The 12,728-nt window shown below is 75.2% G+C and carries 10 protein-coding genes, 1 tRNA gene and 1 pseudogene; 7 read left to right on the top strand and 5 right to left on the bottom strand.

Annotated elements, in window-relative coordinates; genetic code table 11:
• Positions 1 to 634 precede the first annotated feature (634 nt).
• From ABZ495_RS31540 to ABZ495_RS31550, 3 genes are all read left to right on the top strand, one after another.
• Positions 635 to 1,618 (top strand): DJ-1/PfpI family protein, encoded by a 984-nt coding sequence (locus ABZ495_RS31540; protein ID WP_329490278.1) that lies wholly within the window; start codon positions 635 to 637, stop codon positions 1,616 to 1,618.
• Positions 1,619 to 1,909: 291 nt separating this feature from the next.
• Complete coding sequence (locus tag ABZ495_RS31545) at positions 1,910 to 2,512, top strand: isochorismatase family protein (protein WP_359839278.1); 603 nt, start codon at positions 1,910 to 1,912, stop codon at positions 2,510 to 2,512.
• Between the two features lie 260 nt (positions 2,513 to 2,772).
• Positions 2,773 to 2,846 (top strand) — tRNA-Ile (locus ABZ495_RS31550).
• Between the two features lie 184 nt (positions 2,847 to 3,030).
• Here ABZ495_RS31550 and ABZ495_RS31555 read toward each other — a convergent pair.
• Complete coding sequence (locus tag ABZ495_RS31555; protein ID WP_359839280.1) at positions 3,031 to 3,672, bottom strand: HAD family acid phosphatase; 642 nt, start codon at positions 3,670 to 3,672, stop codon at positions 3,031 to 3,033.
• A 636-nt stretch (positions 3,673 to 4,308) separates the two neighbouring features.
• The gene (locus ABZ495_RS31560; protein WP_359810575.1) at positions 4,309 to 4,932 is read right to left on the bottom strand and encodes a TetR/AcrR family transcriptional regulator C-terminal domain-containing protein; all 624 of its coding nucleotides are present in this window, start codon (positions 4,930 to 4,932) and stop codon (positions 4,309 to 4,311) included.
• A gap of 56 nt (positions 4,933 to 4,988) precedes the next feature.
• Between ABZ495_RS31560 and ABZ495_RS31565 the strand changes: the two genes are divergently transcribed.
• Together ABZ495_RS31565 and ABZ495_RS31570 are read left to right on the top strand one after the other, a co-directional pair.
• Positions 4,989 to 6,503, top strand: a complete 1,515-nt coding sequence (locus ABZ495_RS31565) for an FAD-dependent monooxygenase (RefSeq protein WP_359839282.1) — start codon at positions 4,989 to 4,991, stop codon at positions 6,501 to 6,503.
• Positions 6,504 to 6,847: 344 nt separating this feature from the next.
• Positions 6,848 to 7,759 (top strand): SigB/SigF/SigG family RNA polymerase sigma factor, encoded by a 912-nt coding sequence (locus tag ABZ495_RS31570; protein ID WP_359810580.1) that lies wholly within the window; start codon positions 6,848 to 6,850, stop codon positions 7,757 to 7,759.
• 85 nt (positions 7,760 to 7,844) lie between these two features.
• Here the strand turns inward: ABZ495_RS31570 and ABZ495_RS31575 are convergent, their stop codons facing one another.
• Together ABZ495_RS31575 and ABZ495_RS31580 are read right to left on the bottom strand one after the other, a co-directional pair.
• Positions 7,845 to 8,417 (bottom strand): type 1 glutamine amidotransferase domain-containing protein, encoded by a 573-nt coding sequence (locus tag ABZ495_RS31575; protein ID WP_359839284.1) that lies wholly within the window; start codon positions 8,415 to 8,417, stop codon positions 7,845 to 7,847.
• A 593-nt stretch (positions 8,418 to 9,010) separates the two neighbouring features.
• A complete protein-coding gene (locus ABZ495_RS31580; protein WP_329490273.1) occupies positions 9,011 to 9,247 on the bottom strand; it encodes a DUF6296 family protein in 237 nt (78 codons plus the stop codon).
• Between the two features lie 302 nt (positions 9,248 to 9,549).
• Between ABZ495_RS31580 and ABZ495_RS31585 the strand changes: the two genes are divergently transcribed.
• Entirely contained in the window at positions 9,550 to 10,437 is an 888-nt protein-coding gene (locus tag ABZ495_RS31585) for a Rieske 2Fe-2S domain-containing protein (protein WP_359810584.1), read from the top strand.
• A gap of 451 nt (positions 10,438 to 10,888) precedes the next feature.
• Here ABZ495_RS31585 and ABZ495_RS31590 read toward each other — a convergent pair.
• Positions 10,889 to 11,479 (bottom strand): annotated as a pseudogene (locus ABZ495_RS31590) (DNA polymerase ligase N-terminal domain-containing protein).
• Between the two features lie 251 nt (positions 11,480 to 11,730).
• On the opposite strand from ABZ495_RS31590, the gene ABZ495_RS31595 reads away from it, so the two are divergent.
• On the top strand, positions 11,731 to 12,669 hold the full coding sequence (locus ABZ495_RS31595; RefSeq protein ID WP_359810587.1) for an AfsA-related hotdog domain-containing protein: 939 nt from the start codon (positions 11,731 to 11,733) through the stop codon (positions 12,667 to 12,669).
• Positions 12,670 to 12,728: the final 59 nt, after the last annotated feature.

Genomic DNA, 12,728 nt, shown 5'->3' on the forward strand with positions numbered 1-12,728 from the left:
CTGTTGAGTTCTCAAGGAACGGACACTTCCTTCGGACCGCCTTCCAGCGGGCCCTCCGGGCGCTTCGTTCTTTCGTGTTTCCAGCTTACCAGATGCTTTCCGCTCCGTTTACCGGCGCTTCGTTCATCCGATTTGCTTTCCTTCGGCCTTTCGGCGGTTCCGACTCTAGCAGATCGCTCTGCTTCGTCTTTCCGCGCTTCCGGCTTTCCAGAGGTTGTCGGATTATCGACCCGAGGGCCTCTCCGACCTGCTGAACTCTAGCCGAACCGCGCTTCACAAAGCGAATCCGGCCGCAACCGACTTAGACACGCACAACAATTCGAGCGGAGGCGCACCGAAACGCGACCCAGCCAGGAAGAGAGGTGTGAACAAGAGGATTGGCCGCCCCGGGACCGTCCGCGCGATTGCGTGTCCGGTGCTCCCAGCCGAGCGACTAGGAAACACTACCCGCCCCTGGCGGCAGAGGCAAACCTCCCCGGCCGGCCCAGACCGGGGGCTCGGCGGTCCGCCCGCCAGAGCCTGCCAGAGCCCCGGAAAGCCCCCGGCATGACGTCGGCGGCCCGGACGGCCGATGGCCGGATGTGACAGATCGCCGTCATTGCAGTCGTCCGGGTGCTGCCGTGACGATGGATGCATGCCCACTCCACACCGTGTCGTCATCGCGGTCTTCCCCGATGTCGACCTGCTCGACGTCACCGGTCCGGCCGAGGTCTTCGCCCTGGCCAACCGGGAGACCGGCGGCCGGGCGGGCTACGAGATCCGGCTGGCCGGCCCCGACAGCGGGCCGGTCGTCACCTCGGCCGGGGTCCGCCTGGTCGCGGACCTCTCCTTCTCCGAGGTGGGCGCCGCAGTGGACACGCTGCTGGTGCCCGGCGCGGTGGAGCTGCGCCCCGACGGTCCGGTGGCCCGGGTCGACGAGGCCGTCGTGGAGTGGGTGAGGGAGACGGCACCGCACGCACGGCGGATCGCCTCGGTGTGCGTGGGAGCGCATCTGCTGGCGGCCGCCGGGCTGTTGGACGGGCGGCGGGCGACCACCCACTGGTCGACCGCGGCCCAGCTCGCCGCCGACCACCCGAAGGTCAGGGTCGACGCCGACCCGATCTTCGTCCGCTCGGGCCGGGTGTGGACCGGCGCGGGCATCAGCACCTGCATGGATCTGGCGCTCGCGCTGGTCGCCGAGGACCACGGCGAGGACCTGGCCCTGGCCGTGGCCCGGCAGCTGGTGATGTATCTGCGGCGGCAGGGCGGCCAGAGCCAGTTCAGCGTGCCGCTGAGCCGGCCCGCCCCGGCCCGCAGGGACATCGACGAGTTGCGCGTCTTCATCACCGAGCATCTCGACGAGGACCTGTCGGCCCCCGTCCTGGCCGCGCGGATGTGCCTGAGCGAGCGCCATTTCGCCCGGGTCTTCCGCCAGGAGACCGGCACCAGCCCGGCCGCCTACGTGGAGGCGGCCCGGGTCGAGGCGGCCCGCCGCCTGCTGGAGACCACTGACCAACCGCTGGAGCAGATCGCGGCGGGCATCGGGATGGGCTCGGTGGAAACGCTGCACCGCGCCTTCCGCAAGCAGATCAGCACCACCCCGGCCTCCTACCGTCGCCGTTTCCGCACCACGTCCTGATCGCACCGGCGTCCTGGTCGCGCCGGTCTCGTCGCCCCTGCGTCGGGATCACCGGACGCCCTGACCGCTCCCTCACCCGGCCGCCGCGGCACGCGAGTCGTCGCGACCGAGGCTCGGCCATGCCTGATTCCCGGCACCGGCACGGATACGGGCCGCCCGAATCCGCTCTTTGTCCACCCCTTCTCACGTCCACCCCGTTCCGGTCCGGCGTCGCACCATCCGGTCCGGCGTCGCACCTTCCAGTCCGGCTTCCGACCGATCGGTCATCCGCCCGAAAGGACACCTCCAGCCATGTCTGCCTCCACCACCCTGCGTGACGTCATCGGCCTCGACAACACACCGCCGCGCCTCGGCGAGAGCACCCTGATCATGATCGACTTCCAGAACACCTACCGCGGTGGCGTGATGGCGCTCGACGGCGTCGAGCGCGCCCTGGCCGCCGGGGCCCGTCTGCTCGCCGCCGCCCGCGCGGCCGGCACGCCGGTCGTCCACATCGTCAACGACGGCGGCGAGGGCACCCCTTATGACATCCGCGCCGAGATCGGTGCGATCAGCCCCGAGGTGGCACCGATCGACGGCGAGCCGGTCGTCGTCAAGCAGTTCCCCAACGCCTTCCACCAGACGGAGCTGGAGAAGACACTGCGCGACCTGGGCTCCGGACTCGACCTGGTGCTGGCCGGCTTCATGACCCACATGTGCGTCACCTCCACCGCCCAGGGGGCGTTCAACCTCGGCTACCGGCCCACCGTCGTCGCCGAGGCGACCGCCGCCCGCTCACTGGCCGCGCCCGAGGGCGGCCTCGTGCCCGCCGCCGGACTGCAGGCGGCGAGCCTGACCACGATCACCGACCTCTTCGGCATCGTGGTCCCCACCGTCGACCAGCTCGCCGGCTGACACGTCGGCGCTGCCGCCCCGAGACCCGCCGGGCCGACGGTCGGCAGCGCCCCTGTTCCGCTCGGGGGTCGGGACAGGGGCCGGGGCCGCCCCCGGCCCACACAGCTGCGCGGCGTCGGCCCGGCCACCACCGTGCTGCCGCGACGGCCCACGGCGGAGTCGGCCGGGCGCCGGGCGCATCCGGGGGCCGGCCGGGGCCGGGGTCAACCCGGTCGGGGCTCGGTCCGAGCTCTGCTAATGTTGGCGGGCAACATCAGCGCGGGCCTATAGCTCAGACGGTTAGAGCGCTTCCCTGATAAGGAAGAGGCCACAGGTTCAAGTCCTGTTAGGCCCACCGCTGGAACCCCCGGACGTCTGTCGTCCGGGGGTTCTTCTTTGCCCGTCGCGCTGCCTCTCCCCGGGCACGGCCTCCCGCCCCGGGCACCGCGTCCGCGTCCCGCCCGGGGCTCGGCGTGCCCACCCGCCCCGGGCGGTGTCGGTCCGCCGGACGGCGTGGGGCGACCGCCCGGCGGGGTGGGTCAGGAGAGCAGGCCGTTGTAGTCCGGCAGCTTGAAGGTGCGCTCGGCGTGGCCGCCGTCCAGGTCGGTCCAGTTGTTGCCGACGCTGGCGATGATCGTGTAGCCCTCGTTCTCGACCTCGACCCGCTCGTCCGTCTTGTACTGCTGGACCGGCTTGAACAGGTCGCACAGGTCGCGCCCGTGCAGCTCGTCCACGGTGTAGCCGGCCGCGGCCAGGCTGTGCCGGGTGATCGGGTCGATGAAGTCCACCCGCGCGGTGACGAAGATGATCGCGACCCCTCGGCTGTGGGCGTACTGCGCCAGCTCCACGACCGGCGCGATGCCCGACATCGCGAACGGGTGGAAGTGCGTGGCGAGCGTGGTGTTGTCGATGTCGAACACGATCGCGGGCTTCTCGCCGCTGGGCGAGGCCGTGCGCTGCTCGACGTACGCGCGGGCGGGCGCGATCGCGGCGCCGACGTCGGCCAGCCACTGCGCCTCGGTCACCGCACCGCTGCTCGCGGCGGCGGCGACGGCCGGGGCCTTGACCGGAGCAACCGGGGCCGCCGGGGCCTTCGGGGCCGCGACCGCCGGGGTGGCGAGACCGGCGGTGATCGCGGCCGTGAGGGCCGCTGCGGCAACGAGCCGTGCCTTGATGCTCATATCGGGGAGGTGGCCTTTCGTCTGGGGGGGTCGTCGGTCGGCGCGGCGGTGGGGGTCGGTCGGTGGCGCGAGTCGCGACGACGTGGTGGCCGGGCGGAGCGGGCCTCCCTCGGACGAGGTCGCTCGACGGGGCCGCCGCGGGCGCCGGTCGACGGAGGGTCGAGGGCATGCCGAACGGCCGGCTGTCGGCAGGAGTCGCCACCGGGGGGCCGAGCGCCTTCCGTCCGGCGGGAGCCGGACGGGAGGGGGCCGAAGTCGCCGCCGACCGGGTCAGTGCAGCCGGGTCGCCCCGCGCGGCCGGGCCCGGCGTCCCGTGAGGGGGCGTCAGGCGCGGTCCACCGGAAGGTCCCTGAACCCGGGGCAGTCATTCCGCCCGGGCGAGAACGTACACCAGCCGACGGGGCGAGCCAATACCCGCGGGTAACAAAGAATCGGCGGGCGGGCGAACATCAATCGGCGGGGCTCCGGACCCCGACGGCACGCCGCACGATCCGGCCTCGTACGACGCGCCGCCACCGGACGCTGCGGGGCCGTCACCACCGGACGCCGGGGCCGTCACCGCCGGACCCTACGGGGCCCTCACCACCGGGCGCCCGGGCGCCGTCGCCGGCCTGGGCCGACCCGTCGGCGCGACCGTCACCGCCGGCCCGGAGCCCCGCCGAGGATCGCGGTGAGGCCGTACTCGAAGCGCTCGTCGAAGGAGTCGGCGGCGAGGTGGCCGAGGACGCGCCGGAGGGCGGGGTGGGCCGTCTCCGAGAGCGCGTCGGCCAGCCGGTCGCCCAGCGGGCGGCGCGCGGCGGCCTGCTCCTCCTGGGTGAGGCCGAGGGTGAAGTAGATGACCGACCAGGTCGTCCAGGCCGCCCCGCGTTCGTCCCGTCCGCCGTCCAGGAGCGCGCCGACCAGGGCGTCGGCGAGGCCCAGGGTGTGCGGCTCGGCGGCATAGGTGCCGACGACGAGCGCGGCGCCGTCGCGGTGGGCCAGCAGTGCGCGGCGGTAGCGGCGGACCAGCTCCCGGGCGCGGGCGTCCGGCGCGGCGGGCAGGTCGCCGAGGGAGATCTCCCCGATCACGGCGTCCGCCATCAGCTCCAGCATCCGGGTCTTGGTCTTCACGTGCCACAGCACGGTGTTCATCCGCACGCCGAGCCGTTCGGCGACCGCGCGGGTGGACAGGGCGTCCAGGCCGGTCTCGTCCAGCAGCTTCAGGGCGGCCCGGATGACGGTGCCGGGGTCGAGGCGTCCGGCCGCTTGCGCATTGGTCATTGACCTAGTTTACTGCGACCAATTGATTTGGTCAGTGACCAAGAGAGGTGGACCCCATGACCGAGCAGCACGTCGTCATCGCCGGAGGCGGCCCCGTCGGGCTCTGGCTCGCCGCCGAACTGCGGCTGGGCGGGACCGCCGTCACCGTCGTCGAGGAGCGCACGGCGATCGACGAGCGGTCCAAGGCGCTCACCGTCCACCCCCGCACCATCGAGGTGCTGGCCTCCCGAGGAGTGCACACGGCCTTCCTCGCCGAAGGCCTGCGGATCCCGAACGGGCACTTCGCGATGCTCGACACCCGGCTCGACTTCCGGGGCCTGGACACCCCGTTCCCGTTCACCCTCGCCCTGCCCCAGGCCCGCACCGAAGAACTGCTCCAGGAGCACGCACTGCGCCTGGGCGCGCGGATCGTCCGCGGGCACCGCGTCACCGGATTCACCGCTCACGACCGGTCGGTGACCGTCCACGTGGAGGGGCCGCGGGGTCCGTACGAGGCGGAGGCCACCTACCTGGTCGGCTGCGACGGGACCCGCAGCACCGTCCGGCAGGCCGCCGGGATCGACTTCCCCGGCACGCCCTCCACCGTGCTCGGCCGGCTCGGCGACGTCACGCTCGACCGCCCGCCGCGACCGGGCTTCGGCATCCACACCCTCCAGGGCGCGGTGATGGTCGCGCCGCTGCCCGGCGGGCGGTTCCGCGTGCTCGGCATCGACCCGGACAGCCTCACCACGGAGTGGCCCGGCGACCTCACGATGGACGAGTTCCGGGCGAAGACCGTCGCCGTGACCGGGGACGACTTCGGCATGCGGGACCCCTCGTGGCTCTCCCGGTTCGGCAACGCCGGCCGGCTGGCCGCCGAGTACCGGCGCGGGCGCGTCCTGCTCGCGGGCGACGCCGCCCACCAGCACTACCCGGCGGGCGGCGTCGGCATGAACGTGGGCATCCAGGACGCGCACAACCTCGGCTGGAAGCTGAACGCGACGCTGAACGGCTGGGCACCGGAGGGCCTGCTCGACACCTACCACGCCGAACGTCACCCGGTCGGCGTACAGCTGCTGGAACACAGCCGCGCCCAGACCGCCCTGATGACCACCTTCACACCCGAGGGCCTCGACCTGCGCGCCCTGCTGAGCGAGCTGATCGCCACCCAGCCCGCCTTCGGCCGCGCGCTGGCCGAACGGCTCACCGGGCTCGCCGTCGCCTACCCCGCCCAGGACCCGGCGGCCCACCCGCTCACCGGCACCCGCGCACCCGACCTCGCGCTCGCCGGTTCGGAGGCGGGCCTGTTCGCCCTGCTGGACCCGACCGCGTACCTGCTGCTCGACCTGACGCCCGACGGCGCCCTCGGCGACCGCGCCCGGCCCGGGCTCGCCGTCCGCTCCGCCGTCCTCGACGGGCCCCCGGCCGCGTGGGCCGGCGTACGCGCGGCGCTGGTCCGCCCCGACGGGCACGTCGCCTGGGCGGGCACCGACCGGGACGACGCCGAGCTCTCCGCCGCGCTGGACGGGGCGCTCGCGACCGTACTTCTCCGGGCCGCCTCCGATCGGGGGCGGCGAGTCTCGGCCCCCTAGACGGCGGGTCTCGGGCCGGTAGGCGGCCGGAGGCGGGCCCGCGGGCGGCCGATCTCGGGCCCGTAGGCGGCCGGGGGCGGACGGTCTCGGCCGTGCGGGCCACCGGGCCCCCAAAGGGGTGAATCGGATAGAACGATATAAATCGCGCAAAACGTGAATCAGGTGTCGCATGTCGGGTAGAACACCCGTGCGGCGTTCGCCCGGCCTACGCCGCTGCGCACCCTGCCGGGTGCCACCGGGACCTCCGGCCGAATCCGGCCACCGGTTCCGGAGGGAAAGAGACCCGGGGTCGGCGCACGTCACGCGCCGCCGCCGGGCGTTCCCCCGATGCCCTGGAGATACACGTGTCCACCACCCTGGAGAACGTTCCCCGAGCCCCCGTGCCCCCCGGCCTGCCGGCCGACCTGCCACCCCGGCCGACCGAGGCCGAGTTGCGCTCGATGGGCAAGACCGAGGCCCGCGAACTGAGTGACGCGCTCTTCGACCGTCTGATCGCGCTGCCCCGGGAGTCGCACGCCTACAGCTACGTGCGCGGCACCGTCATCGAGCTGAACATGCCGCTGGTGCGCTTCATCGCCGCCCGCTTCCGGCACCGCGCCGAGGACATGGACGACATCCTGCAGGTCGGCACCATCGGCCTGATCAAGGCCGTCGACGGCTACGATCCCGGCCGCGGCGTCGAGTTCGTCACCTACGCGATCCCCACCATCGCGGGCGAGATCAAGCGCTTCTTCCGCGACACCTCCTGGCCCGTGCGCGTACCGCGCAGCATGCAGGAGCTCTACCTCACCGTCGCCCGCGGCTCCGACCGCCTCGAACAGCGGCTCGGCCGCCTCCCCCAGCCCGAGGAGATCGCCGAGGACCTCCACCTCACCGTGGACCAGGCCACCGAGGGGCTCGTCGCCGGCCGCGTGTACCGGCCGGACTCCCTCGACGCCCCGCGCGACCAGGACACCGACGACACCGGCAGCGCCATCCTGGACCGCATCGGCAGCTGCGACCCCGGCATCGAACTCGCCGACTTCCGCACCGCCGTCCGGCCGCTGCTGGCCCAGCTGCCCGCCCGTGAACAGACCGTCCTGAAGCTCCGGTTCTGGGACGGCTGCACCCAGTCCCAGATCGCCGAACGCATCGGCGTCTCCCAGATGCACGTCTCCCGGCTGCTCACCACCACCCTGGCCCGGCTGCGCGAGCAGCTCGACGACCAGGACGCCCCCGGCTGGGACGACCTCCCGCACGAGCCCCACCCGGACTGATCCGGACCGGCGCCGCCAGGCGTCGAGGCGGCCCGCCCCTCGTGGGGCGGGCCGCCTCGACGCGCCCCGTCGGGACGGGCCGCGGTCAGGACGGACCGGCGGCCCCGGCCGTCACCCGCAGGGCGACGTCGATGCCCCGCAGGAAGTGGTCGAGGTCACCGGGATTGCGGGAGGTCACCAGTCGCCAGCCGTTGGCATCGTCCGTGACCAGCGGTTCGTCGAGCCAGGTCGCGCCGGCGTTGGCGAGGTCGGTGCGCAGCGACGGGTACGAGGTGAGCCGCTTGCCGAACGCCACCCCGGCCTCGGCGAGCAGCCAGGGCCCGTGGCAGATGGCGGCGACCGGGCGGCCGGAGGTGGTGAAGGCGAGCACCGCGTCGACCGCCTTCCGGTGGAGTCGGAGGGTGTCCGCGTTGATGGTCCCGCCGGGGATGAGCAGCAGGTCGTAGTCGGCGGGGTCGACCTCGTCGAGGGTGTGGGTCGGGCGCACCCGCTCCCCCGGCTCCTCGTCCCCGACGAGCGTGCGGATGTCGTCCGCGGTGGGGGCGGCGATGTCGACCCGCACGCCGTCGTCGCGCAGGTGCTGGGCGGGGACGAGGAGCTCGTCCTGTTCGACCCCGTAGTTCGTCACGATCGCGAGGACCTTGGTGTCGCTGGTCATCGTTCCTCCTGAAGGTCGGGATTGGGTGGGCGGAGACGTTCCTCGGGGCTCGGCCGTTCGGTGGGCGGGCGCGGCCGGTGGGCGGGGACGCGGCCGCCCGCACCCCTCCGCGCCCCGGGAGCCGGCGGGTACCCGGCTTCGCGCCCGGCATGCCGGATTGGTGGCGTCCGGTTCGGGTAGCCGCGCGGCATCGGCGGGCGGGTGGCGCCCGCTCCGGACCACCGGGAGGCAGTGGTGAGCATCAGACGACGGTCCTGGGCCCTGGCGGTGCAGAACCGGTCCGGCCGGGAGCGGGACGGGCGGGAGCGGGACGGGCGGGAGCAGCACGGGCGGGAGCGGGAGGGTGCGAGTGGTGCGGCTGGTACGGGTGGCCTGCGACGGCGCCCGACGGACGGCACAGGCCCACCGGGCGCCGCCCCGTCGTCCGCCGACGCACCGGCGGCGGGGCGCGGTGAGGACCGGCCGGGGCCTCCGGCCGCCGACAGCGCCGCACCCTGAGGGCGGCCCCGGCACCGGCCGGAGGCCCGCGTCGACCGACGGTGCCGGGTTCCCGGCGCCGTCGGTCACGGCGCCGTTCGTCGCCGCACCGTCGATCACGGCAGCGCGTACGCCTGGAGGCAGGGGTGCCGGCCGCTGCCGGCCGGCGCCGTGAGGACGGTGGCCACGCCGCCGGTGATCTCCACCCGCAGGCTCCCGTCCGCGCTCTCCCAGACCGGTTCGCCGTCGGGGCCCGTCGCGTCGGTCGCGTGGACGACGACGGTGGTGGGCGGGGCGTGGCCGCCGACCGGGCCGGGCAGTGTCACCGCGTAACGGCGTTCGAGGCTTCGCATGGCGGGCTCCTGCTCCCCACCCCCGGCTGACCGGCCCGTACCCGTACCCGCGGCACCCGGTCGGGGGCGGGCACGATCACCCGACACCACGGCCGACGCCGACGGGCCGGCGATCCGGTCGGGACCGCCGTCCGGACCTCCGGGCCTTCCGGAACTCCTCCGGTACCCGGGCGGGTCCCCCGTAGCGGCCCGCCCAAACGCCGCCGGTGGCGGTACACCCGGCGGTGTGGACCCGACCGCGTGTCGTCTCACCGGCGGCCGGATTCGGGTTTGGCGGAGCGGTGCCCGGCAAGCCGCCCGGTATGGATGCCTCAGCTCTGCACCTGCACCCGTGGTCCCGTCGACTGCGCCGGGCGCTGGACGCCCCGGCGCACTGGGAGTTCCTCGACGCCCCGGCCTCCTCGCTCGCCGACGCCGTGGAGTCCGTCCCGCTCGGGCCGTCCCGCGACGCCCTGCACGGGGTGTGGCTCGGCCACCCGCTCCACCCCGTGCTGGTCCAGCTCCCGATCGGCTGCTGGATGTCCGCGGGTCTGCTGGACTTCACTCCGGGCGGCCGCCGGGCGGCCGGCACCCTGGTGGCGGCCGGGCTGCTGACCGCCGGGCCGGCCGCGCTCGCCGGCTGGGTGGACTGGGCGCGACTCGACCCGCCGCGCCGGCGCACCGGCCTGGTGCACGCGCTGTCCAACACCACCGGTGTGCTGCTGTACGCCGGATCGCTGCTGGCCCGCTGCCGGGGGCACCGCGCCCGCGGCCGGCTGCTCGGCCTGGCCGGGCTGACCGCCGTCTCGCTCGGTGGGGCGCTCGGCGGGCACCTCTCCTACCGGCTGGCCGCCGGGCCCGACCGGTCCGCCGCGGTGCCCCGGCTGGCGCCGCCCGACTGGGTCGGCCTCGGTCCGGTCGACGACTTCCCCGACGGCGAGCCGGTCCGCCGGACGGCGGGCGAACTGACGGTGGTCGTGGTCCACGAGGGCGAGCGCTACCACGTGCTCGCCGAGCGCTGCGCGCACCTGTCCGGGCCGCTGTCCGCCGGGACGGTGGTGGACGGCTGCCTGCGCTGCCCCTGGCACGGCAGCGAGTTCCGGTTGCGGGACGGCGAGGTGGTGCGCGGCCCGGCCACCGCGCCCCAGCCGGTCCTGGAGACCAGGGTGCTCTCGGGCCACCTGGAGGTACGGCTGCCGGGGGCCGGCTGACGCCCGGGCCCGCCGAACCCCGTTCGGCCCCGTGTCCCCGGGCGCAGCCCGGGTAGGCGGTGCCGAGAAGACGATGCCGAACGATCGAATCGAGCCCAGGAGCAGCCCTATGGGGACATCCCCGAACGACCCCGTACCGCCCAGTCCCACACCGGCCCCGGGCCCCGGCCCCGGCCCGCAGCCCGGTCCCCTGCCCGGTCCGGTCCCCGGCCCGGGCGGGCCGGACCCGGTACCGCCCGCACCGCCCCGGCCGGGTCCGGACCCGCAGCCGACACCCGCCCCGGGACCGGATCCGCACCCCCGCCCCGGCCCCCTCCCGGGCCCGGGCCCGGCACCGGAACCCGTCTTCTGACAGGTCTCGTCATGCGGGACCGGGACCGGCGAGCGCTCCCCGGCGGCGGCCGCCGCCGGGGAGCCCCTGCGCCGAAGCGCTCCTGGGGGCCGGTCGTGGTCAGGCCCCGCCCGCCTCTTCGGTGACCTGCCGCAGCGTCCGTCCGCTGCGCACCGAGCGGGCCCGCCGGGGGCCGGGGGCGGGCCGGCCACCACCGTGGCCGTGCCGCACCAGCAGCCAGGCCGCGCGCTCGCCGGCGCCGTCCTCGCGGAACCGGGTGAGTGCCCGGTCCCCGCGAAGCCTGCGGCCGGCCAGCCGGAACGACGCGTGACCGGCGTCAAGCGCCTCCGCGAACGGGAGCTCGTGGCCGCGCCGGTCCGTACCGCGGTTCTCGTGTCCGCCCTCGTCCCAGATGATCACCGTGCCGCCGCCGTACTCGGCCTCGGCGATGACCCCCTCGAAGTCGCGGTACCCCATCGGGTGGTCCTCGGTCGGCATCGCCAGCCGCTTGTCGTGCGGGTCACCGGACGGCCCCTAGGGGACCGCCCAGGACTTGAGCACGCCGTCGACCTCCAGGCGGAATTCGAAGTGCAGGGTGCGGGCGTCGTGGATCTGCACCACGAACCCGGGCCGCGCGCCCGGTGCGGCGCGGCCGCCGCCCTCGGCTTCGGCGGTCCTGTCGAAGTCGCGCTTGCGGTGGTAGCCCGACAGCGCGTCCGAGCCGCCCGTCCCGCCCTCCCTCCACCCCGTACGGCGCCTACCCGCGCCCGGCGCCCGACCCGCGCGCCCGCCCGGTTCCCGGTCCACCGGCCCCGGCACGGGCCCCGCACGGACCGGGTGGGAGTAGCGGTCGCGCAACTTGCTGCCACGGGGGCGGGGTGCCCGCGTACCGCCCGGTGGGGCCATGCTGGGGGGAGGGCTGTCGAGGGGGCGGCCGTCGGACGACCCGGGGAGGCGCGGCCATGGCCGTCGGGAGCACCGTGCGGGACCGCGGGGCGCCCGGGCCGGGGGCCGCCCGGCACCTGGTCCACTGTCCGCCGTCCTGGGACCACTGCCTGCTGGAGGCGCCGAGCCGCGGTGAGGAGCGGTTCCGGCTGATCGGGGAGGTCCCGGCGGCCGACGACGGGCCGGGCCACTTCCACGATCCGCTGCTGGTCGCCGAGGCGGTCCGGGAGACCGCCGAGTTCGTCGGACGGCAGTACTTCGGCGGGCCCCCGGACCGGGCCGGATGGTTCCGCCGGTTCGGACTCGACGTGACCGAGGTGGCCGCCTGGCGGGCCGGGCGCGGTCCGGCCCGGCTGACCGCCGAGCTGCGGGCCACCCCGACCGCGCCGGTCGACGGGGTACCGCGCGGCCTCGACCTCCGCCTGGAGGTGTCGCTCGACGACGTACCGTGCGCGACGGGCACCGCGAGCCTGGCGTTCGACCCGCCCGGGCCGCCCCGCGAGCGGGCCGGTCGGTGGGCGGTGCGCGCCGCCCCCGGGCCGACGGGCGCCCCGGCCGACCCCGGTTCGGTCGGCCTCGCCTCGGCGGCGGACGTGGTGCTGAGCGAGCCCGCCTGGGACTCCCGCGGCCGGCTCGACACCTGGGTCCTCCTCCGCCGGGACCACCCGGCCGACGGCCGGCTCCCCGCTCCGTCACTGCTGGAGGCGGTGCGGCAGGCCTCGGTGCTGGTCGCCGGGCGCGCCGGCGGGCTGGTCCCCGGGCGGACCCTGCCGGCCTCCTGCGACGTGCGCGTCCGCGGCCTCGCCGAGGTGGACCCGCCGGTGCACTGCGCGGCCGTCGCCGGGCCGGTCGGGCGGGACACGGCGGGGCGGCCGGCCGTCCCGGTCACCCTGACGCTGACCCAGCACCGGCGGACCGTCGCCGAGGCACGCACCACCGTGGTGCAGGACTTCTGACCCGCCGCCGGCCGACGGGCCACCGTCACCGTCGTCACCGCCGGGGACCCGGCGCACGA

This window comes from Kitasatospora sp. NPDC005748, from assembly GCF_040630735.1.
In the GTDB taxonomy this organism is placed as follows: Bacteria; Actinomycetota; Actinomycetes; order Streptomycetales; family Streptomycetaceae; genus Kitasatospora.